General features: G+C 67.9%; 18 protein-coding genes. 9 read left to right on the plus strand and 9 right to left on the minus strand.

The window, feature by feature from the left end; translation table 11 throughout:
• Positions 1-51 precede the first annotated feature (51 nt).
• Positions 52-1,725 (plus strand): dihydroxy-acid dehydratase, encoded by a 1,674-nt coding sequence (gene ilvD, locus F1599_RS21390; protein WP_149317688.1) that lies wholly within the window; start codon positions 52-54, stop codon positions 1,723-1,725.
• 118 nt (positions 1,726-1,843) lie between these two features.
• Here the strand turns inward: ilvD and F1599_RS21395 are convergent, their stop codons facing one another.
• Entirely contained in the window at positions 1,844-2,425 is a 582-nt protein-coding gene (locus F1599_RS21395) for a TetR/AcrR family transcriptional regulator (protein ID WP_223819801.1), read from the minus strand.
• 110 nt (positions 2,426-2,535) lie between these two features.
• On the opposite strand from F1599_RS21395, the gene F1599_RS21400 reads away from it, so the two are divergent.
• On the plus strand, positions 2,536-2,961 hold the full coding sequence (locus F1599_RS21400; protein WP_150084437.1) for a VOC family protein: 426 nt from the start codon (positions 2,536-2,538) through the stop codon (positions 2,959-2,961).
• 90 nt (positions 2,962-3,051) lie between these two features.
• The gene (gene rocF, locus F1599_RS21405; protein ID WP_149317685.1) at positions 3,052-3,963 is read left to right on the plus strand and encodes an arginase; all 912 of its coding nucleotides are present in this window, start codon (positions 3,052-3,054) and stop codon (positions 3,961-3,963) included.
• Positions 3,964-4,036: 73 nt separating this feature from the next.
• Here rocF and F1599_RS21410 read toward each other — a convergent pair whose 3' ends face one another.
• From F1599_RS21410 to F1599_RS21420, 3 genes are all read right to left on the minus strand, one after another.
• Entirely contained in the window at positions 4,037-5,251 is a 1,215-nt protein-coding gene (locus F1599_RS21410) for an Rpn family recombination-promoting nuclease/putative transposase (protein ID WP_150084438.1), read from the minus strand.
• A gap of 251 nt (positions 5,252-5,502) precedes the next feature.
• Positions 5,503-5,946 (minus strand): DNA polymerase III subunit chi, encoded by a 444-nt coding sequence (locus tag F1599_RS21415; protein WP_149317683.1) that lies wholly within the window; start codon positions 5,944-5,946, stop codon positions 5,503-5,505.
• A 13-nt stretch (positions 5,947-5,959) separates the two neighbouring features.
• Positions 5,960-7,516 (minus strand): leucyl aminopeptidase, encoded by a 1,557-nt coding sequence (locus F1599_RS21420; RefSeq protein WP_149317682.1) that lies wholly within the window; start codon positions 7,514-7,516, stop codon positions 5,960-5,962.
• A 187-nt stretch (positions 7,517-7,703) separates the two neighbouring features.
• Between F1599_RS21420 and lptF the strand changes: the two genes are divergently transcribed.
• Genes lptF through F1599_RS21435 form a run of 3 tightly spaced genes read left to right on the plus strand, consistent with a single transcriptional unit; the run spans position 7,704 to position 10,501 of the window.
• Positions 7,704-8,825: an LPS export ABC transporter permease LptF gene (gene lptF, locus F1599_RS21425; protein ID WP_150084440.1), complete on the plus strand. Its 1,122-nt coding sequence runs from the start codon at positions 7,704-7,706 to the stop codon at positions 8,823-8,825.
• Complete coding sequence (lptG, locus tag F1599_RS21430) at positions 8,822-9,976, plus strand: LPS export ABC transporter permease LptG (protein WP_150084442.1); 1,155 nt, start codon at positions 8,822-8,824, stop codon at positions 9,974-9,976. The genes lptF and lptG overlap by 4 nt, the downstream gene beginning before the upstream one ends.
• Before the next feature lie 3 nt (positions 9,977-9,979).
• Complete coding sequence (locus tag F1599_RS21435; protein WP_150084444.1) at positions 9,980-10,501, plus strand: sirohydrochlorin chelatase; 522 nt, start codon at positions 9,980-9,982, stop codon at positions 10,499-10,501.
• Positions 10,502-10,511: 10 nt separating this feature from the next.
• On the opposite strand, the gene tam is transcribed toward F1599_RS21435, so the two are convergent.
• Complete coding sequence (tam, locus tag F1599_RS21440) at positions 10,512-11,279, minus strand: trans-aconitate 2-methyltransferase (RefSeq protein ID WP_150084446.1); 768 nt, start codon at positions 11,277-11,279, stop codon at positions 10,512-10,514.
• Positions 11,280-11,485: 206 nt separating this feature from the next.
• Between tam and F1599_RS21445 the strand changes: the two genes are divergently transcribed.
• Positions 11,486-12,208 carry a queuosine precursor transporter gene (locus F1599_RS21445; protein ID WP_149317677.1) on the plus strand — a complete coding sequence of 241 codons (723 nt, stop codon included), beginning with the start codon at positions 11,486-11,488 and terminating at the stop codon, positions 12,206-12,208.
• Between the two features lie 156 nt (positions 12,209-12,364).
• Here the strand turns inward: F1599_RS21445 and F1599_RS21450 are convergent, their stop codons facing one another.
• The 4 genes from F1599_RS21450 to tyrS are packed head-to-tail and all read right to left on the minus strand — an operon-like array spanning position 12,365 to position 15,546.
• On the minus strand, positions 12,365-13,042 hold the full coding sequence (locus tag F1599_RS21450) for a histidine phosphatase family protein (protein WP_150084448.1): 678 nt from the start codon (positions 13,040-13,042) through the stop codon (positions 12,365-12,367).
• A gap of 60 nt (positions 13,043-13,102) precedes the next feature.
• Positions 13,103-13,765 (minus strand): YbhB/YbcL family Raf kinase inhibitor-like protein, encoded by a 663-nt coding sequence (locus F1599_RS21455; protein WP_149317675.1) that lies wholly within the window; start codon positions 13,763-13,765, stop codon positions 13,103-13,105.
• Positions 13,766-13,781: 16 nt separating this feature from the next.
• Positions 13,782-14,294 (minus strand): D-aminoacyl-tRNA deacylase, encoded by a 513-nt coding sequence (gene dtd / locus F1599_RS21460; RefSeq protein ID WP_149317674.1) that lies wholly within the window; start codon positions 14,292-14,294, stop codon positions 13,782-13,784.
• Positions 14,295-14,304: 10 nt separating this feature from the next.
• A complete protein-coding gene (gene tyrS / locus F1599_RS21465; RefSeq protein WP_149317673.1) occupies positions 14,305-15,546 on the minus strand; it encodes a tyrosine--tRNA ligase in 1,242 nt (413 codons plus the stop codon).
• Between the two features lie 214 nt (positions 15,547-15,760).
• On the opposite strand from tyrS, the gene F1599_RS21470 reads away from it, so the two are divergent.
• Together F1599_RS21470 and F1599_RS21475 are read left to right on the plus strand one after the other, a co-directional pair.
• Complete coding sequence (locus F1599_RS21470) at positions 15,761-17,137, plus strand: M23 family metallopeptidase (protein WP_150084450.1); 1,377 nt, start codon at positions 15,761-15,763, stop codon at positions 17,135-17,137.
• A 31-nt stretch (positions 17,138-17,168) separates the two neighbouring features.
• Positions 17,169-18,290 carry an anhydro-N-acetylmuramic acid kinase gene (locus F1599_RS21475; protein ID WP_150084452.1) on the plus strand — a complete coding sequence of 374 codons (1,122 nt, stop codon included), beginning with the start codon at positions 17,169-17,171 and terminating at the stop codon, positions 18,288-18,290.
• Positions 18,291-18,320: the final 30 nt, after the last annotated feature.

The following is an 18,320-nucleotide window of genomic DNA, read 5'->3' on the forward strand; positions in this document are numbered from 1 at the left end:
AACTACAGCGGCGCCCGGCCGGGCGCCACGCCAGTCCCCGGAGAGATACGCATGGCATACAACAAACGCTCGCAGAACATCACGCAAGGCGTGGCGCGCTCGCCCAACCGCTCGATGTACTACGCGCTGGGCTACCAGAAGGAAGACTTCGACAAGCCGATGGTCGGCATCGCCAACGGCCACTCGACCATCACGCCGTGCAACGCCGGCCTGCAGCGCCTGGCCGATGCCGCCGTCGATGCGATCAAGGCCTCCGGCGCCAATCCGCAGATCTTCGGCACGCCGACCATCTCTGACGGCATGTCGATGGGCACCGAGGGCATGAAGTACTCGCTGATCTCGCGCGAGGTGATCGCCGACTGCATCGAGACCGCCGCGCAAGGCCAATGGATGGACGGCGTGGTCGTCATCGGTGGCTGCGACAAGAACATGCCGGGCGGCATGATCGCGCTGGCGCGCACCAATGTGCCGGGCATCTATGTCTATGGCGGCACCATCAAGCCGGGCAACTGGAAGGGCAAGGACCTGACCATCGTGTCCTCGTTCGAGGCCGTGGGCGAGTTCACCGCCGGCCGGATGAGCCAGGAGGACTTCGAGGGCGTGGAGAAGAACGCCTGCCCGTCGACCGGCTCCTGCGGCGGCATGTACACCGCCAACACGATGAGCTCGTCGTTCGAGGCGCTGGGCATGTCGCTGCTGTATTCGTCGACGATGGCCAATCCGGACCAGGAAAAGGTCGACAGCGCCGCCGAATCGGCGCGCGTGCTGGTCGAGGCGATCAAGAAGGACATCAAGCCGCGCGACATCATCACGCGCAAGTCGATCGAGAACGCCGTCAGCCTGATCATGGCGACCGGCGGCTCGACCAATGCGGTGCTGCACTACCTGGCGATCGCGCATGCGGCCGAGGTCGAATGGACCATCGACGATTTCGAGCGCATCCGCCGCAAGGTGCCGGTGATCTGCAACCTGAAGCCGTCGGGCCAGTACGTCGCCACCGACCTGCATCGCGCCGGCGGCATTCCGCAGGTGATGAAGATCCTGCTGAACGCCGGCCTGCTGCACGGCGACTGCCTGACCATCACCGGCCGCACGCTGGCCGAGGAGCTGGAGCACGTGGCCGACCAGCCGCGCGCCGACCAGGACGTGATCCTGCCGATCGACAAGGCGCTGTACAAGGAAGGCCATCTGGCCATCCTGAAGGGCAACCTGGCCGAGGAAGGCGCGGTGGCCAAGATCACCGGACTGAAGAACCCGGTCATCACCGGCCCGGCGCGCGTGTTCGACGACGAGCAGAGCGCGATGGACGCGATCCTGGCCGACAAGATCCAGGCCGGCGACGTGCTGGTGCTGCGCTATCTCGGACCGAAGGGCGGCCCGGGCATGCCGGAAATGCTGGCGCCGACCTCGGCGATCATCGGCAAGGGCCTGGGCGAGTCCGTGGGCTTCATCACCGACGGCCGCTTCTCGGGCGGTACCTGGGGCATGGTGGTCGGCCACGTCGCGCCGGAAGCCTTTGTCGGCGGCACCATCGCCCTGGTGCAGGAAGGCGATTCGATCACGATCGACGCGCACAAGCTGCTGCTGCAGCTGAACGTCAGCGACGAGGAACTGGCGCGCCGCCGTGCCGCCTGGAAGCAGCCGGCGCCCCGCTATACGCGCGGCGTGCTGGCCAAGTTCTCGAAGCTGGCGTCGACTGCCAGCAAGGGCGCGGTCACGGACTGAGCGACATCGTCCAGTAGGTCGGCGCCTGCGGGCGCCATGCCAAAGCCTGCGAGCGATCGCAGGCTTTTCTGTTTGCGGGATCGCCGCGCGCGGATCAGCGCGTCGGTTCACCCCCCGCTCAGCCCGCCGCCACGGTCCGCTCGATCAGCCGGACCATCGCGGCGCGGATCGCGGCCGGGTCGTCGCCGGCATCGATGGCGAGCGCGGCCCGGTCGAATGCCGCCGACAGCAGCGTCGCGAGCGCATCGACCGTCAGCGGCGGCGGCAGGCGCGGGCCGAGGGCCGCCGCCAGCCCCTCCCGCAGCGTGCGGCCGGCGTGGGCCTGGTCCAGCGCCAGGCTTTCGCCGGCTCCCAGCACCGCCGGACCGTCCACCAGCAGCAGCCGCGTGCGTCCGGCCACCGTCATCGCATCGAGATAGGCCGCGCTGCCGGCGATCAGCGCCTTGCGCGGCGAGCGCGTGGCGGGCGCCGCGCGCTCGATCTCGTCGGCCACCGCCCTTGCCTCCTCCTCCAGCACCGCGCGAAACAGCGCGCGCTTGTCATCGAAGTGGTGATAGAGCGCGCCGCGCGTGATGCCGGCGGCCGCGACGATTTCCGGGGTCGAGGTATCGGCATACCCCTTGTCGACGAACAGGGCGCGCGCGGCCGCCAGCAAGGCGCCGCGCGTGGCCTCGGTGCGTTCACGATTGGTCCGTGGCATTTTTCTTTGCATACATACAGCCTGTATGTTATAACGACGAAAAAGATACAGACTGCATGTTAATGCCATCTGGCCATTTCCCCAAGCGGCCGCACCGAACGGAGTCCGTCATGAAGATCACCAGCTTCTACCCCGTCATCCAGACCGCCGATGTGGCTGCCACGGCGGCCTTCTATCAGCGGCATTTCGGCTTCAAGGCGCTGTTCTCGAGCGACTGGTACTGGCATCTGCAGTCGGCGGACGATGCCGACGTCAACCTCGCCGTGCTCGACTACCGGCACGAGACGATCCCCGTGGGCAGCCGCGCGCCGGTTGCGGGCACCATCCTGAACTTCGAGGTCGAGGACGTCGACACGCTGTACGCGCGGCTGCAGCAGGCCGGCCTGCCGATCCGGCTGGCGCTGCGCGACGAGCCCTTCGGCCAGCGGCACTTCATCACCGCCGATCCCAACGGCGTACTGATCGACATCATCAAGCCGATTCCGCCCTCGCCCGAGTTCGCCGCGCAATACGACCCGCAGGCCATGCCGGACTGAGCTGTCCTCCGGGCGGTATCATGGCCCGGTGATCGGCGGCCCCGGACAACGCGCGGGCACCGGCGGCCCCGGATACCGCAAGGAGGGACCATGAAGACAGTGATGTTGATTGGCGCGCCTACCGATGTCGGCGCCAGCACGCGCGGCGCATCGATGGGACCGGAGGCGATGCGCGTCGCCGATATCGCCGGTGCCCTGCTGCGCAATGGGCTCGACGTCGTCGATGGCGGCAATCTGTCCGGCCCGGCCAATCCGTGGCATCAGCCGATCGACGGCATGCGGCACCTCGACGAAGTGGTGGCGTGGAACCGCGGCGTGTTCGATGCCTGCTACGGCTGCCTGCAGGACGGACGCTTTCCGCTGCTGCTGGGCGGCGACCATTGCCTGGCGATCGGGTCGATCAGTGCGGCCGCGCGCCATTGTCGCGACACCGGCAAGAAGCTGCTGGTGCTTTGGCTGGACGCGCACGCCGACGCCAATACCGGCTCCACCAGTCCGACCGGCAATATCCACGGCATGCCGGTGGCGTGCCTGTGCGGCGATGGCCCCGCGCCTTTGATCTCGCTGAGCGGCACGGTGCCGGCGGTCAAGCCCGAGCATATCCGGCAGGTCGGCATTCGCAGCGTCGACGCCGAAGAGAAACGGCGGCTGCGAGACCTGAACCTCGCGGTCTTCGACATGCGCTACATCGACGAGAACGGCATGCGCCATACCATGCAGAACGCGCTCGCCGGCATCGACGACAACACCCATCTACACGTCAGCTTCGACGTGGACTTCCTCGACTGCAGCATCGCACCGGGCGTCGGCACAACCGTGATGGGCGGCCCGACCTATCGCGAAACGCAGCTTTGCATGGAGATGATCGCGGACACGGGCCGGCTCGGATCGCTCGACGTGCTCGAACTCAATCCGGCTTGCGACGTCCGCAACCAGACCGCCAGGCTGATGGTGGATTTTCTCGAGAGCCTGTTCGGGAAATCGACGCTGATACGCCAGTGAAGCGTCGGGGGGTCGGAGGATCGCGATCACGCGAAACGCATCGCGACCCAGGCGCCGGCGGGACGGCCGCCGGCTAGCAGAGGAACACGTCATCGAGGCGTTGCGCGTATAGCACGCGACGCGCCCAGTCCTCGATCTGCTGCACCGACGCGGAAAGCACCTTGGCGGCGATGTCCTCGGGCAAGGGACCGAAGCGATGGTCGAGCAGTTTGATCAATAGCTCTGCCCTTACTTCGGCCTCGAGCTTGGCCTTGACCTTCCGCGTGATGTCGCGCTCCAACCGGCGCGCCCACTTTCCATAGCCTTGCGACAGTTCCATATCCAGCTCCATCAGGTTGTGCACTTCGTTGAGATCCAGCGCGGCGGCGCTGAAGTTGGCGGCTCGCGCCACGACCCATGCGGCCAGCGCGGTGTCGAGCGCGGCATTGCCTTGCGCCAGTTCCCTGGCAAGCCGCAACGGCGCAAACACGGCATCCACCGTCGTCGCCTGTTCGAGTCGCATCAGCACGGCGACAAGATTGCGCTGTGTTGCCAGTTCCGATTGGGTATAGGCGCTACGGTCGATCAGGCAGTACTGCAGACTGGGCTGATGGTCCGCGACGCGGCCCGGTACGACCGGAATCATTGCGCCAATGTCCGTCGGCGCACGCCATCGCTCGGTGCCGTTGTAAAGCACGATCGGGAATACCAGCGGATAGCGGTGCCGGCCCCGGCCGCGGCAGCGTCGGCTGACATCGCGATAGAACATGCCGACGTAGGCCAGCATGCGCGCGGCCATATGCGGGTCGTGGCTGCTTTGAAACTCGATCAGCAGGTGGACCGGCTGCTGCTGTCCCGGCACGCGCACCCGCCAGACCACATCGTTCAGGCCCACGCGCAGCCCGTCCGATACATGGTGCGTCGGCACCATCTCCATGGAATCGAAGTCTGCCGTCTGCAGCCACGGATCCGAGATGAAGTCGCGGATCAGGTCGCGGACGACCTCGCGAAACGCGAACACCAGCTTGTATGAGGCGTCGTGATGACGGCCGGGCGTTCGCAGCCCGTCCCCATTCACCCCGTCACCGGGCTCGCGTACGTCGAGGCAGGTCGGCCCCGGCAGGCGGCACGGCAAGTGGAAGTCGTGACCGTCATGCCCGGGCGGGATGCGGGAATGGCCGGTGGGATAGCGCAGAGGACCGTACAGCGGATAGCGGCCGGCATGATCGGCAACATGGCGATCGACCGGGTTTCGGCCTGAATGGCGCGGCGGACGCGGCCGCGGCTGGCGAGCAGAGTAGTCGAGCATAGGGCAAGGACACCTGAAGGAAGGACAACGGAACACGGCGGAAGCCGATGCCGTAAGTTGCCAGCCTATGGGCTACGGTGCTTGCCTGAAATGCTGCGAAGTTAACTGGCGGAGACCACTATAGGAAGCGCTCGAAGGCGAGCGTTCGAAGGGAGCGCTCGAAGCGAAGCGTTCGAACGGAGCGCTCGAAGCGAAGCGTTCGGAGCGAGCGTTGGAGGGACCGCGCTACGCTGCCCCGAGGGAAGCCGAAGCTAGGCGCCGGCGGCCTCGCCCTGATTGCGTTGCCCGATATCGTGGTGCATCAGCGGATAGCCCCGCTCGCGATATTGGCGATAGCGTTCGCGCCCGGCGGCGCGATCGTCGGCGTCGCCGCCGACCACTTCGATCATGCGTTCGAAGCTGGCGAACTGCAGCGGGATCCTCGTATCCAGATTGATCAGCAGTTCGTGGTGCGGCACCGCGTCGAGCGCGGCGGCCAGCACGATCGGCGTTTCCGCCGCGTGCGGGCTGTCGAGCCCGCAGTGCGGCAGGAAATCCAGCGCCGAGAAGGTCCACAGCTGCGCATCGAGCCGCGCCAGCATCGCCGGCTCGGCATGCACCACGATCTTTTGCCCGGCCCCGTAGGCCTTGCGGATCAGCCGGCAGACATAGCCGAGCTTGTCCGGCACGTTGCTGTGGAAGTCGATGCGCGTCATGGGAGTTGGGAGATCAGCCTGCGCGGTCCATCAGGAATTGCGTCAGCAGCGGCACCGGGCGGCCCGTGGCGCCCTTGGCCGCGCCGCTCTTCCACGCGGTGCCGGCGATGTCCAGGTGGGCCCAGTCGTACTTGTCGGCAAAGCGCGCCAGGAAGCAGGCCGCCGTGACGCTGCCGGCCGGACGGCCGCCGATGTTCGCCATGTCGGCGAAGTTGGACTTGAGCTGCTCCTGGTACTCGTCGTCCAGCGGCATGCGCCACGCGCCGTCCATCGCCTTGCGGCCGGCCTGCACCAGCTGGTCGGCCAGCGCGTCGCTGCGCGCGTACAGGCCGCTGTTGACGTGGCCGAGCGCGATGATGCAGGCCCCGGTCAGCGTGGCGACGTCGATCACCGCGGCCGGCTTGAAGCGCTCGACATAGGTCAGCGCGTCGCACAGGATCAGGCGGCCCTCGGCATCGGTGTTCAGGATCTCGATGGTCTGGCCCGACATGCTGGTCACCACGTCGCCCGGCTTGGTGGCGGTGCCGCTCGGCATGTTCTCGCAGGTCGGAACCACGGCGATGACATTGAGCTTCAGCCCCATCTCGGCCACCGCCTGCAGCGTGCCGAGCACCGAGGCGGCGCCGCACATGTCGTACTTCATTTCGTCCATGCCCTCGCCCGGCTTCAGCGAGATGCCGCCGGTATCGAAGGTGATGCCCTTGCCCACCAGCACCACCGGCGCCTGGCGCGCGCCGCCGCCGTCGTAGCGCAGCACGATGAACTGCGGCGGCTCGGCGGTGCCCTTGGTGACCGCGAGGAAGGCGCCCATCTTCAGCGCCTCGATCTGCTTGCGGCCCAGCACCTCGACCTTCAGCTTGAAGCGGCGCGCGATCGAGCGCGCGGTGTCGGCCAGATAGGTCGGCGTGCAGATATTGGAAGGCAGGTTGCCCAGGTCCTTGGTCAGCTCCATGCCGTTGGCGATCGCCACGCCGCGCACCACGGCCTGGTTCGCGGCCTTGGCCTCGGCCGCATCGACCGCCAGCACGACCTTGCGCAGGCCCAGGGCCTTGTCGTTGTTCTTGGCGCCGTTGCGCTTGAGTTCGGGATGGCGCTCCAGCAGCCGGTAGCCCGCCTCGCGGATCAGCGTGACGGTGGTGATCACGCGCCAGGCGATGTCGCGGGTCGCGCCCTCCGCGCCCTGCCCGGCGGCGCGCGGCGCCGGCTGCGCGAGGCACCACAGGACATTGGCGGCACGCGTGCCGCTCAACGCACGCAACGCGGTACGCACCGCATCGGCGAATGCCTTGTCGCCGAACTCCGCCTCCTTGCCCAGGCCCACCAGCAGCACGCGGGCGGCGCCGATGCCGGCGACCTCGTGCAACATCAGCTGCGAATTGCGCTTGCCTTCGAAGTCGCCGAGCTTGATCAATCTAGCCACCAGGCCCCGGGTCGCGGCGTCCAGCGCCTTGGCGACGCCGTCCAGGCTCTGGCCCTCGAACACACCGACCACCAGGCAGTCGGTCTTGGTCGCCAGGAAACCATTCTGGCCCGCTTTGCTCAAATCCAGGGCTTTTGTGCTAAATTCCATCGCGCTTCCTTCCAGGGGCTCGTGTAGAACGAAAGCCTCCATTATCCGCGATTTTGCTTCGCGAACTTTTGGCAGTCACTTCCGCAGCGACTGGCCGCCGCTGGCCTGCAGCGCTGACGCCGTACCCTCCGTCAGCCGCCGGCGTGCGCCGCCGCCGCGCTGGCCGGCAGCCCGGAACCGACATCGCATGATTTTTCAACAAGCCTTGCGACGCGAGCTCGCCTACACCGCCGGCGCGGTGTTCCTGGTCATGCTGACCTTCATGCTGACCTCGCTCGTGATCCGTATTCTCGGCATGGCCGCCACCGGCCGTGCCAGCCCCAACGACGTGCTGATGCTGATCGGCCTGGCCGCGCTCGGCTACCTGGCGATCCTGCTGTGCGCGACGTTGTTCATCTCCACGCTGATCGTGCTGACGCGCTGGTACAAGGACTCCGAGATGGTGGTCTGGTTCTCGGCCGGCCTGTCCCTGCGCGACTTCATCAAGCCCGTGCTGCAGTTTGCGGCGCCCTTCGTGATATTGGCGCTGTTCCTGGGCGCCTTCGCCTGGCCCTGGGCCAACCAGCAGAGCGCGCTGTTCCGCGACCGCTTCCAGCAGCGCGGCGTGCTGTCGATGATCGCCGCCGGCCGCTTCATCGAGCCGGCCAACGGCAATTACGTGCTGTTCATCGAGAGCATCGACGGCGATATGCGCCATGCGCGCAATGTCTTCGTGGCCAATGCTGAAGCCGGCAAGGTCGGCGTGGCGCTGGCCCATCAGGGCCAGTTCGAGACCATGCCCAACGGCGACCGGCTGGTGGTGATGGAGGACGGCCGCCGCTACGCCGGCACCCCGGGCAAGCTGGATTACCGCATCGTCGAGTTCGACCGTTATGCGGTCAAGGTCGACAGCAAGCCGCCCGAGAGCGACGCCAACCTGCCGGTCAAGAGCCGCGACACCATCGAGCTGCTGCGCAATCCGACCAATGAAAACCTGGGCGAGCTGATCTGGCGGCTGTCGCTGCCGATCCTGGCCTTCAACTTCGTGCTGATCGCGATCCCGCTGGCCTATGTCAACCCGCGCCTGGGCCGCTATACGCCGCTGGTGTTCGCCGTGCTGATCTACCTGACCTACAGCAACCTGATCAACCTGTCGCAGGCCTGGGTCCGCTCCGGCTCGCTGCCCTTCGGGCTCGCCTGGTGGCCGTTCCACCTGCTCGCCTTCCTCGGCGCGGTGATGCTGTTCCGCTACCGCCAGCGTTACAGCCTCGGTGGCTGGCGCGCGGTGTTCGGGCTGCGCCGCCGCACCGCGCAGGGAGACCTGGCATGAGGGTGCTGCACGTCTACGAGCGCTACTTCGGCCGGCTGATCTACGGCGTCTTCGCGTTCATCCTGTTCGCGGTGCTGGCGCTGTTCGTGTTCTTCGACATGCTCAACGAGCTGGAGAACGTGACGGCCGGCTACACCTCGCTGGTCGCCTTCTTCCACGTCGTGCTGCAGGCGCCGACGCGGATCTACGAGGTGCTGCCGATCGCGGCGCTGATCAGCGCGATCTATGTGTTCTCGCAGCTGGCGAGCCAGTCCGAATACACGATCTTCCGCGTGGCCGGTCTCAATACGCGGCAGGCGCTGTTCTCGCTGTTCAAGCTGGCGATTCCGCTGGCGATCGCGACGTTCCTGTTCGGCGAGTTCATCGGACCCAAGACCGAGCAGTACGCGCAGAAGGTCAAGCTCGATTCGCTGGGTGCGACGGTGTCGTCGGGCTTCCGCTCGGGCGTCTGGGTCAAGGACCGCGGCAAGGATCCGGCCACCGGCGGCGAGCTGACCCGCTTCGTCAACGTGGCCGGCCTGAAGCCGGACCAGACCATCAATGGCGTGACGATCTACGAGTTCGACGGCGACTATCGCCTCAGCGTGATCCGCGTCGCCGAGGAAGGGCGCTACCGCGGCGACCAGTCATGGCAGCTGTCCAAGGTCACGGAAACCCGCTTCGCCGAAGCGCCGCCGCCGGCCGGCGCGCAGCGCGACGGGCTGGCGCCGGCGTTCCGGGCCGAGCGCAAGAGCTTTCCCGACATGACGATGCATTCGGAGCTGACGCCGCAGATCCTGTCGGTGCTGCTGGTGACGCCGGAGCGCATGTCGACGCTGGACCTGTTCCGCTATATCCGCCATCTGCGCGACAACAAGCAGGACACCCAGCGCTACGAGATCGCGTTCTGGAAGAAGGTGGTCTATCCGCTGACGCTGTTCGTGATGATGGCGCTGGCGCTGCCGTTCGCCTATCTGCACGCACGCGCCGGCGCGGTCGGCATCAAGGTGTTCGGCGGCATCATGCTGGGGCTGTCCTTCCACCTGTCCAACACGCTGTTCTCGCACGTGGGCCTGCTGCACACCTGGCCGCCGATCGTTTCCGCGCTGCTGCCCGGCACGCTGTACCTGCTGGTCGCGCTGACCGCGCTGCGCTGGGTCGACCGGCATTGAGCGATGGCCTCGGGCGCCGACCTGCCCAGCGACAAGCCGGCCCGCCAGGCGCTGGTGCTGTTCGCCCACGGCGCGCGCGATGCGCGCTGGCGCGAGCCGTTCGACCGGCTGCATGCGCGACTGACCGCGATGCTGCCCGATTGCGCGGTCCGGCTGGCCTTTCTTGAACTGATGACGCCGAACCTGCCCGACACGCTGACGCAACTGGCCGCGCAGCAGATCGACGACATCCTGGTGGTGCCGGTGTTTTTCGGCCAGGGCGGCCATCTGCGCCGCGACCTGCCGGCGCTGCTCGACGATTGCCGCGCGCGGCTGGCCGGCATCCGGATCCGCAGCGCGGCGGCGGTCGGCGAGGCCGACAGCGTGCTCGACGCGATCGCCGCCTATTGCGCGGCCGCGCTCGCCGGCGCGGCGGGCGATGGTTCTGCCAACGATACCGCCAGCGATTCCGCCAACGCCTCCGCCGGCGATTGCGCCGACGGTCCCGCCGACGCGTCCACCAACCCCTCCGCCGGCAAGAACTGACGCCGCGGCATCATCGCGTCGCCACGATGAACAGCCGCGGAAACGGCAGCAGCACCACCCCATCGACCTGTGCCGGATAGGCTTCGGCGATCGCCGCCGTGTAGCGCGCGAGAAACGCCTCCCGCTGCCCGGCGTCCAGCGGCTCCAGGAAAGGCCGCAGACCCGTTCCCTTCAGCCATTCGACCACGGCCGGCGCGCCCGCCAGCGTGTGGTGATACGTCGTGCGCCAGATATCGACGCGGGCACAGTGGGGCCGCAGCAGGTCGTAGTACCAGCCCGCCGGCGGCAGCGTGGTGCGCGCGGCCGCGGCCTGCGACAGCGCCTGCGCCCACGGACCGTCCCCCGCGACCTCGCGCATCAGCCGATGGGTCGGCTGATCGAGGTTGTCGGGCATCTGCACGGCCAGGCTGCCGCCCGGCGCAAGGCGCTGGGCCAGCGACGGGAACAGCCCGGCATGGTCCGGCACCCATTGCAGCGCGGCGTTGGCGAGTACCAGATCGTACGGCCCCGGATCGCGCCAGGCGCTGATATCGCCGAGCTGGAACTCGAACTGCGGCAGCCGCTTCCGGGCGGCGTCGATCATGTCCTGCGAGCTGTCGAGGCCGACGATCCGCGCGTCGGGATAGCGCGCGGCCAGCACCTCGGTCGAATTGCCGGGGCCGCAGCCCAAGTCGATCGCGCTGCGAACGGTTTGCGTCGGCACGGCGGCGATCAGCTCGCGCGCCGGGCGCGTTCTCTCGTCTTCGAATTGCAGGTATTGGCTGGAGGACCATGTCATGGCGGCGGGCTCCGTGTGGCTTGGCGGTCGAAGAATGCCGCAACGATACACCTGGCGCCTCGCGTTCGCATGCGGCGCCAGCGGGGACGGCGGCCTCGCCGGAGCCCCAATGGCCCAAAGCCCCAAAGCACCAGGGGCCTCCAGGCCCCCGCCAGCCCGCCCTGCCCGCTGCTGGCATAATCGCCAGCAAAAAACCAGGGAACACCATGACCACAACCCGCGCCGCGCCCCGTACCGGACGCGTTTACCGCTACTACGATCTGGTGATGGTGGCCTTCGTCACCGTGCTGTTGTGCTCGAACCTGATCGGCGCGGCCAAGGCGGCGCAGGTCACGCTGCCCTGGATCGGGCCAGTGACCTTCGGCGCCGGCGTGCTGTTCTTCCCGGTCTCGTACATCTTCGGCGACGTGCTGACCGAGGTCTACGGCTATGGCCGCGACCGGCGCGTGGTGTGGGCCGGCTTCGCGGCGCTGGCCTTCGCGACCTTCATGAGCCTGGTGGTGCTGTCGATGCCGGTGGCGCCGTTCATGGCCGACTATCAGAAGAGCCTGGAGGACGTGTTCGGCAATACCTGGCGCATCGCGCTGGGCTCGCTGATCGCCTTCTGCTGCGGCAGCTTCACCAACAGCTACGTGCTGGCCAAGATGAAGCTGTGGACGCGCGGCCGCTGGCTGTGGACGCGCACGATCGGCTCGACGCTGGCCGGCGAGCTGGTCGACTCGTCGCTGTTCTACGTGATCGCGTTCTACGGCATCTGGCCGCTGGAGAAGGTGGTGCAGGTGGCGGTCGCGCAGTACGTGCTGAAGACAGGCTGGGAGGTCGTGATGACGCCGGTCACCTATCGCGTGGTGGCCTTCCTGAAGCGTGCCGAGGACGAGGACTGGTACGACCGCGATACCGACTTCACGCCGTTCCGGTTGCGGGTATAGCGTGGGAGATTGCGCTCGGCAATAACGCCGCGGCACAGCGCTGGAAGTTGCGCTCCGGAATAGCGCCGCGGAATAACGCCGGGGAATAGCGCCGGGGAATAGCGCCGGGGAATAGCGCCGGAGGATAGCGCCGACCGGAATCGGCGCTGCCGTAAGTCACGGCACGCGCCGATCGACCTCGTCCAGCGTCAGCGTGGCCAGGTGGCTGACGTCGGCCCACTGCGCCACGGTCAGCCGATGGCTGTCGCTGCGCAGGCGATTGACGCTGGCATTGAGCAGCTCGTGCTCGCGCGGCGCTTCCAGCGTCATGCCGGTGGCCTCGCGATACAGGCAGTCGAGCACGCCGCCGTGCGCGACCAGCGCGATGCGCTCGCCCGGATGACGGCGCACCAGCGCCAGCACGACCTCGACCGCGCGCTCGTGGAAATCGCGCAGCGACTCGCCCTGCGGCGGCGCGTAGTCCGGCACGCGCGCCTGCCAGCGGGCGAAGTCCTCCGGCCGCTGCTGCGCGACCTCGGCATAGGTCATGCCCTCGAGCGTGCCGTAGCAGCGCTCGCGCAGGCGCGGCTCCGACTGTACCGGCACGCCCAGCGCTTCGGACAGCGGCGCCGCGGTCTGCATCGCGCGCGACAGGTCGCTCGAATAGATCGCGTCGACCGGTTCGCCCGCCAGCGAACTGGCCAGCGCGCGTGCCTGCGCGTGGCCGGTATCGTTCAGCGGGATATCGAGCTGCCCCTGCAGCCGCCGTTCGCGGTTCCAGGCCGTTTCGCCGTGTCGGATCACGATCAGATGGGTGATGGCCAGCAGCGACTGCGGCCCGGGCGTGAACGTCATGCCGTTTCCTTCGCGCGCGCCGGGTGCGCGCTTTTTCTTGGTGTTGGGGCTGCGGCGGCGTCAGCCGGCCGACTGCTTCGCCGCCAGTTTGGGGTTCAGGGTATAGGTGCCGGTCAGGCTGGCCTGATCGAGCACGTGGCCTTCGATCGCCTCGCGCACCTGCGCGCCGGTGAAGCGGCCCTCGAGCGGCAGGCGGTCCAGATCCAGCGCATAGATCGTGAACACGTAGTGGTGCACGATCGCGTCGTTCCACGGCGGGCACGGGCCGTCGTAGCCGTAGTAGTCGCCCGCCATGTCCTTGTCGCCGGCGAACCAGCTGGTGTAGTCGTTGACGCCGTGGCGCAGGCCGCCCGCGGCCGCGGTGCCGCCGGTCGCCTCCGGACCGGGCTTGCCGCGCGCGATCACGCCGTCGCTGTGCGAGCCGGCCGAGATCGTCGTCAGGCCCGGCGGGATGTCGACCAGCACCCAGTGGAAGAAGTCCACGCGCGGCAGGCTGGCCGGGACTTCGCGGCCTTCCTGGTTGACGTCGTCGCCGCGGCTGGGCACGTCGCGATCGTGGCAGATCAGCACGAACGAGCGCGTGCCCGAGGGCGCGCCTTCCCAGTGCAGGTCCGGATTGCGGTTGCCGGACAGCGTGATGTGGTTGGCGGCATCCGGCACGGCAAAGGCGAACTCGCCGGGAATCGGCGCCATGTCGGCAAAGGCGTTGCTCCAGAGTCTCATGCTTGTCTCCTTGCGCTCAAGGGTTGGCCGCGCGGGGCGGCGTGGATGACGGGGACGGGGACGGCGGCGACGGTGGCGGCACCCGCAGCCAGAACGTGACCGGGCCGTCGTTGACCAGGCTGACCTGCATCATCGCGCCGAACTCCCCGGTCTGCACCTCGGGATGCGCGGCGCGCGCGCGGGCGACGAAATGCTCGTACAGGCGGCGGCCGTCCTCGGGCGAGGCCGCCGGCGTGAAGCTGGGCCGCGTGCCACTGTTGGTATCGGCGGCCAGCGTGAACTGCGACACCACCAGCAGGCCGCCTGGCGTGCCCTTGCCGTCGATGTCGCGCACCGGCAGGTTCATCTTGCCGGCGGCGTCCGAGAACACCCGATAGCCGAGCAGCTTGGCCAGCAGGCGCTCGGCCTCGCTCTCGGTGTCGCCGCGTTCGGCGCAGACCAGCGCCAGCAGGCCGGCACCGATCTCGCCGGTGACCCGGCCATCGACCGTCACGCTGGCTCGCGCCACGCGCTGGATCAACGCAATCATCGGGGCCGCCTCAGGACAGCGTCACGCGCGCGAAACGGCGCTTGCCGACCTGGACCACATAGGTGCCGGCCTCGACCTTCAGCGCCTTGTCGCTGATCTGGGTGCCATCGATGCGCACGCCGCCCTGCTCGATATTGCGGTTGGCCTCGGACGACGACGGCACCAGGTTGGCCTGCTTGAGCAGCTGCGCGATGCCCAGCGGCGCGCCGGACAGGCTGACTTCGGGGATGTCGTCGGGCACGCCGCCGCGGGCGCGGTGGTTGAAGTCCTCCAGCGCCTTGCCGGCATCGGCCGCGCTGTGGAAGCGCGTGACGATCTCCTGCGCCAGCATCACCTTGCAGTCGCGCGGGTTGCGGCCGAGCGCCACTTCCTGCTTCATCAGGTCGATCTCGGACATCGGGCGGAACGACAGCAATTCGTAGTAGCGCCACATCAGGTCGTCCGAGATACTCATCAGCTTGCCGAACATCTCGCTGGGCGGCTCGGTCACGCCGACGTAGTTGCCCTTGGACTTGGACATCTTCTCGACGCCGTCCAGGCCGACCAGCAGCGGCATGGTCAGGATGCACTGCGGCTCCTGGCCGTATTCCTTCTGCAGCTCGCGGCCGACCAGCAGATTGAACTTCTGGTCGGTACCGCCGAGCTCCAGATCGGACTTCAATGCAACTGAGTCGTAGCCCTGCATCAGCGGGTAAAGGAACTCATGGACCGAAATCGGAATCCCAGACCGGTAGCGCTTGGTGAAGTCGTCGCGCTCCATCATGCGGGCGACGGTGTACTTCGCGGCGAGCTGGATCATGCCGCGCGCGCCCAACGGGTCGCACCACTCGCTGTTGTAGCGGATCTCGGTCCTGGACGGGTCGAGCACCAGGCTGGCCTGGCGGTAATAGGTCTGCGCGTTGGCTTCGATCTGTTCGCGCGTCAGCGGCGGCCGGGTGCTGTTGCGGCCGGACGGATCGCCGATGGTCGAAGTGAAGTCGCCGATCAGGAAGATCACGTGATGGCCGAGGTCCTGCAGCTGGCGCATCTTGTTGAGCACGACCGTGTGGCCGATGTGGATGTCCGGCGCGGTCGGATCCAGGCCCAGCTTGATCCGCAACGGCACGCCGGTCGCTTCGCTACGCGCCAGCTTCTGCAGCCATTCGGATTCGATCAGCAGTTCGTCGCAGCCGCGCTTGGACACTTCCAGCGCGTGCATCACGGACGGTGTCAGGGGATAGGAGGTCGCGGCGCCGGAGGATACGTCGGTCATGACTTAAGTCGTTGAAAAACATGAACATTCGGGCGGACACCGGGGAAGTTTTTGGTATAATCCGCCGATTCGGCCGGCCGGGAGCCATCCCGTAGGCCAACCGCCATTGTAGGCGGCAAACGAAAGACAGCCCGCGCCGCACCTCGGGGGAGGAAGGCAGACACGCACAGATCGTCGCGGCAGCGGAGCCCGAACCAAGGCAGAATTTTACGTGATGTGGTCCAGACTCCGCGAAGTTTTCGCGCGTGAGCTCGTGGTGCTCGTCGATCCGACCCATGCGCTGCATGCGCGCCGCCGCAAGCAATTGACGGCGTCGGTCGCGACCGTCTTTACGCTCGGCATGGCCGCCGCCATGGGCGTGGCACCGCGCACCGCCTACGACGATCCCGACGCGCCCCGCGTGGTCCAGGGCATGCGCCTGCCCGACCTGCGCGACCAGCTCGAGCGCCTGACCGATACCAGCGCCACCTTCGTACGCCAGGAGCGCATGCAGCGCGGCGACACCATCGCCACGCTGCTCAAGCGGCTCGGCGTGGACGACCCCGACGCGCAGGCCTTCATCCACAAGAACCCGACCGCGCGCGGCCTGTTCAAGCTCGAACCGGGCCAGATCGTGCAGGCGGAAGTCGACCAGAGCAATCTGCTGGTCTCGCTGCAGGCCAACATGGGCGGCGACGTCTCGATCTCGCGCCAGCTGGTGATCGAGCGCGCCGGCGACCTGGCCGATCCGGAGTACAAGGCCCGCATCGAGGTCGTCAAGAACGAGCTGCACTACGAGATGGGCTCGGGCACGATCGGCACGGGCGGCTTCTTCAAGGCGATGGACGCGGCCAACGTGCCCGATGAGGTGGTCGACCAGATGATCTCGATCTTCTCGGGCGTGATCGACTTCCACCACGACATCGTCAAGGGCGACCGCTTCCGCATCGTCTACGAATCGGGCTATCGCGACGGGGCCTTCGTGCGCAACGGCCGCGTGGTCGCCATCGAACTGATCAATCGCAACCAGCTGCACCAGGCGCTGTGGTACGCGCCGGACGGCAAGAACGGCGCCTACTACACCTTCGACGGACGCAGCATGAAGCGGCCGTTCCTGCGTTCGCCGGTCGAGTTCTCGCGGATGTCGTCGGGTTTCGGCGGCCGCGACCACCCGCTGCACCATCAGTGGCAGCAGCACAAGGGCGTGGACTTCGCCGCGCCGACCGGCACCAAGGTGTTCGCCACCGGCGATGGCGAAGTCGATTTCGTCGGGCAGCAGAACGGTTACGGCAACATCGTCGTCATCAGGCACCACAACGGCTACTCGACCTACTACGCGCATCTGTCGCGCTTTGCCGGCATCCAGCAAGGGCAGCGCGTGATGCAGGGGCAGCTGATCGGCTACGTCGGCTCGACCGGCTGGGCCACCGGTCCGCACCTGCACTACGAGTTCCGCCACAACGACGTGCCGCAGAACCCGCTGACGATCACGCTGATGGAATCGCCGGCGCTGACCGGTCGCGCGCGCCAGCAGTTCCTGAGCTACACCAGCGACATGCTGAGCCGGATCAACGCGCTGCGAACCTACAACGTCGCCTCCAACGGCAACTGACGCGGCACCGAGCGCACCGCCCCACGCCGCGATGCCCGCCACGCGCCCCGAACTCCTGATCGGCCTGATGTCCGGCACCAGCATGGACGGGGCCGACGGCGTGCTGGTGGACTTCGCCGGGGCCCAGCCCCGGGTCCTCGCGGCCAGCCACCAACCGTTTCCCGACGACCTGCGCGCCGCCTTCGGCGCGCTGCAGCAGCCCGGCGACGACGAGATCCATCGCGAGGCGCTGGCCGCCAATGCGCTGGCGCGCGTCTATGCCGACTGCGTGGCCGCACTGTTGCGCGACGCCGCCGTGCAGCCCGACGCCGTCGCGGCGATCGGCGCGCATGGCCAGACCATCCGCCACCGTCCCGGCCGCTACGACGGCATCGGCTATACGCGCCAGAGCCAGCATCCGGCGCTGCTCGCCGAGCTGACCGGCATCGACGTCATTGCCGATTTCCGCAGCCGCGATGTCGCCGCGGGCGGACAGGGCGCGCCGCTGGTGCCGGCCGTGCACCAGGCGCTGTTCGGCCTGGCCGGCGAGACCCGCGTGGTCTGCAATATCGGCGGCATCTCCAATATCAGCGTGCTGCCCGGCGATGGCGGGCCGGTGATCGGCTTCGACTGCGGCCCGGGCAATGCGCTGCTGGACCACTGGATCGCGCGCCATCGCGGCCAGCCCTTCGACGGCAACGGCGACTGGGCGGCCGGCGGCCGCATCGACGAGGCGCTGCTGGCGCGGCTGCTCGACGAGCCCTATTTCAAGCAAACCCCGCCGAAGAGCACCGGCCGCGACCTGTTCCATCCGGCCTGGCTGGACGCGCAACTGCAGGACGCCGAACGCGACCCGCAGCACGTGCAGGCCACGCTGGCGGCGTTGACCGCCGAGGCGATCGCGCGGGATACCCGCCGCCATGCGCCGGACGCGCGGCGCCTGATCGTCTGCGGCGGCGGGGCCCGCAACGGCTTCGTGATGGCGCGCCTGGCGGCCGCCCTGCCCGGCGTCACCGTGCAAACCTCTGACGATTTCGGCGTGCCGGTCCTGCAGGTCGAGGCGCTCGCCTTTGCCTGGCTGGCGCGCCAATGCCTGCGCCGCCAACCGGGCAATATGCCGACGGTGACCGGCGCCGCCGGCCCGCGCGTACTCGGCGCGATTTACCCGCGCTGATCGCTCCGGCGACGCGGCGGTCCCGGCCTC

This window comes from Cupriavidus cauae, from assembly GCF_008632125.1.
In the GTDB taxonomy this organism is placed as follows: Bacteria; Pseudomonadota; Gammaproteobacteria; order Burkholderiales; family Burkholderiaceae; genus Cupriavidus; species Cupriavidus cauae.